The organism is Thiobacillus sp. (genome assembly GCF_024708915.1).
In genome coordinates, this window is sequence record NZ_JANJXQ010000223.1 from 1 (window position 1) to 3446 (window position 3446).

A 3446-nucleotide genomic window follows, 5' to 3' on the forward strand; every position below is an offset into this window, starting at 1 on the left:
GGTCGAGGCCGCGCTGATGGCCGAGACCGCGGGCGCCGATTCGATCACCCTGCATCTCAGGGAAGACCGCCGCCACATCCAGGATGCCGATGTGGCGATCCTGCGCCAGGTGCTGAAGACCAAGATGAACCTCGAAATGGCCGTCACCGAGGAGATGCTCGCAATCGCCGTCGCGACGAAACCGCAGGACGTCTGCCTGGTTCCGGAAAAACGCGAGGAACTGACCACCGAGGGGGGGCTCGACGTGGCCGGCCAGATGCCCAGGCTGAAGGATGCCTGTGCGCGGCTGGCGGACGTCGGTATCCGTGTTTCCCTCTTCATCGACGCCGACTTCGCCCAGCTCGATGCGGCCCACGCAGCCGGTGCGCCGGTGGTCGAGATCCACACCGGGCATTATGCGGATGCCGAAGATGACGCTGCGCGCAGCACCGAATTCGAGCGCATCCGTATGGCGGTTGCCTACGGCCGCAGCCTCGGCCTGACGATGAACGCCGGCCACGGCCTGACCTACCACAATGTGCAGCCGATCGCGGCGCTGCCGGGCATCTTCGAGCTCAACATCGGCCATGCGATCGTCGCGCAAGCCTTGTTCGTGGGCTGGCCGGCGGCGGTGGCGGAGATGAAGCGGCTGATGGTGGATGCTGCTGCCCGCGGCACTCCGCCGAATCGCCGACCCGCTTGAGATAGGCGATAAGGTCGGCGCGTTCCTGGCGATCCGCGATACCGGCATAGCCCTTTGCGGTCCCCGGCACGGTCTTGAGCGGATTCGCCAGAAAGCGACCGAGCGTCCGCGCGTCCCACAGCAGATTCGAGTGGCGCATCGCATCCGAATACGCGAAGCCTGGCACGCTGCCGGCACGGCGACCGAACTGAACGGGGGGCTGGACTGCGGACGAAGGGGAATGAGGCGGCCGGCGATCGAGGCCGCGGGAGCTCAAGCTTGACGGCGGCGGTTCCACCACCAGTAGCCGCCGATCACCAGCGCAACGAAGGCGACGACGCCGGCAGTGATGTGATGCTGGTATTCCCTGATGAGCGCTTCATTGCCACCCAGGAAATAACCGAACAGCGTGAGGATGAGCGACCACAGTCCGGCGCCGAGGCAGGTGTAGAACGCGAACGCGCCGGGGTTCATGCGGGTGAGCCCGGCGGGAATCGAGATCAGATGGCGGATGCCGGGAATCAGACGGCCGGTGAAGGTCGAGACCGCGCCGTGCTTCAGGAAGAACGCATCGGTCTTGTGCAGCAGGGCAGGCCGCACGAAGAAATAGCGTCCCCAGCGTTCGAGGAAGGGCCGCCCCACCCACATCGCCACCACATAGTTGAACGACGCCCCGACCAGGCTGCCGACGGTGGAGGCGAGCACGATCAGCCAGAAGTTCATTTCTCCCTGGTGCGCCAGATAGCCCGCAGGGATCAGCACCAGCTCGCTCGGCACCGGCAGCACCGTGGATTCCAGCGCCATCAGGATGAAGATGCCGGTATAGCCCCAGTCGTGGACGGTGGCGAGGATCCAGTTGATGAAGTCGTGCATGTCTTGGTGAGGCGTTAGGCGTTAGGCGTTAGGCGTTGCGGATGCGGGTTGTTGCGCCTCACGCCAGACGCCTCACCCCTCACGCACTCATCAAACAACTGCTTCTTCCTTCTTCTCCACTTGCTTGATGAAGTGCTCGCGCTTGACGCCGAACATCAGCAGCAGCGGCGAAGCGACCAGCACTGACGAATAGATGCCGAACAGGATGCCGATGGTGAGCGCCAGTGCAAAGTTGTGCAGTGCCTCGCCGCCGAAGAAAAACATCGACAGCACCATGAGCTGGGTCGAGCCGTGGGTGATGATGGTGCGGCTCATGGTGCGGGTGATGGCGTCGTTGATGATGTGCGGGATGGTGGCGCCGCGCATCTTGCGGATGTTCTCGCGGATCCGGTCGAACACCACCACCGATTCGTTGACCGAGTAGCCGAGAACCGCCAGCACGCCGGCCAGCACGGTGAGGGTGAACTCCCACTGGAAGAAGGCGAACATGCCGAGAATGATGACGATGTCGTGCATATTGGCGAGCATGCCCGCCACCGCGAAGCGCCATTCGAAGCGGACAGCCAGGTAGGCCATGATGCCGAAGATGACCGCCAGTAGCGCCAGCGCGCCGCTGTCGTAAAGTTCCTTGCCGACCTGGGGGCCGACGAAATCGACGCGCTTCAACTCGATCGTGGGATCGACCGACTGCAAGGCGGCCATCACGCGGTTGCTGGTTTCCGCGGCGTTGGCTTCGCCCTTGTTGGGCAGGCGGATCAGCACGTCGTGGCTGGTGCCGAAGTTCTGCACCGAGATTTCGGGCAGGCCGGTCTTTTCAAGAACCGTGCGGATGGCGGGCAAATCCGCTGGCTGCTCGGTGCGCACCTCGATCACGGTACCGCCGGTGAAATCGACGCCCAGGTTGAGGCCGCGGTCCCACAATGCCCATACCGCGAACAGGAAGGTGAGCAGCGAAATCGCCGTCGTCGCCTTCCCCCAGCTCATAAAGGGGATGGTTTTCTTGAACGGGAAAAATTCCAGCATGATGTAAGCCTTAGATCGAGACTTTGGCCAGCCGCGCCTGGCGACCGTAGATGAGGTTCACCATGGCGCGCGACACGGTAACGGCGCTGAACATGGAGGTGAGGATGCCGAGGCACAGCACCACGGCGAAGCCGCGCACCGGACCGGAACCCAGCCAGAACAGCGCGATGCCGGCGATCAGCGTGGTGATGTTGGAGTCGAGAATCGTGGCCCAGGCGCGCTCGTAGCCGGCATGGATGGCGGCCTGCGGGGTCAGGCCGGCACGAATCTCCCCGCGGATGCGCTCGTTGATCAGGACGTTGGCGTCGATCGCCATGCCGAGCGTGAGCGCGATGGCCGCGATGCCGGGCAGGGTGAGGGTGGCCTGCAGCATCGACAGCAGCGCGATCAGCAGGAGGGCGTTGATCGCGAGGGCGACCGACGAGAATATGCCGAACACGCGGTAGTAGAAGACCATGAACGCGACCACCGCCGCGAAGCCCCAGATGTTCGAGTGGAAGCCTTTCTCGATGTTCTCGGCGCCCATGCTGGGGCCGACGGTGCGTTCCTCGACGATCTGCATCGGCGCCGCCAGCGCGCCGGCGCGCAGCAGCAGCGCGACGTCGGACGCCTCCTGGGCCGTCTCCATGCCGGTGATCTGCACCCGGCCGCCGCCGATTTCCTCGCGGATCACCGGTGCGGTGATCGCCTCTGCGACGCCCTTCTCGATCAGCAGGATCGCCATGCGCTTGCCGACGTTTTCGCGGGTCACGTCCTTGAAGATGCGTGCGCCTTTGCCGTCGAGGCTGACGTGAACCGCGGCCTGGCCGCTCTGGCCGTCGAAGCCGGGCGCGGCGTCGGTGATGGAGTCGCCCGTCAGCACCACGTCCTTCTTCACCGCGATCGCGCC

General features: G+C 64.6%; 4 protein-coding genes. 1 reads left to right on the plus strand and 3 read right to left on the minus strand.

What is annotated here, in order from left to right; translation table 11 throughout:
* On the plus strand, positions 1-682 hold a 682-nt coding region (gene pdxJ / locus Q0L94_RS14895; RefSeq protein ID WP_296754698.1), incomplete at its 5' end, for a pyridoxine 5'-phosphate synthase.
* Positions 683-934: 252 nt separating this feature from the next.
* Here pdxJ and Q0L94_RS14900 read toward each other — a convergent pair.
* The 3 genes from Q0L94_RS14900 to secD form a co-directional block, all read right to left on the minus strand.
* Complete coding sequence (locus Q0L94_RS14900) at positions 935-1534, minus strand: DedA family protein (protein WP_296754700.1); 600 nt, start codon at positions 1532-1534, stop codon at positions 935-937.
* Between the two features lie 90 nt (positions 1535-1624).
* The gene (gene secF / locus Q0L94_RS14905; protein ID WP_296754701.1) at positions 1625-2557 is read right to left on the minus strand and encodes a protein translocase subunit SecF; all 933 of its coding nucleotides are present in this window, start codon (positions 2555-2557) and stop codon (positions 1625-1627) included.
* Positions 2558-2567: 10 nt separating this feature from the next.
* Positions 2568-3446, minus strand: an 879-nt coding sequence (gene secD / locus Q0L94_RS14910; RefSeq protein ID WP_296754704.1) for a protein translocase subunit SecD, incomplete at its 5' end; no start/stop codon positions are given.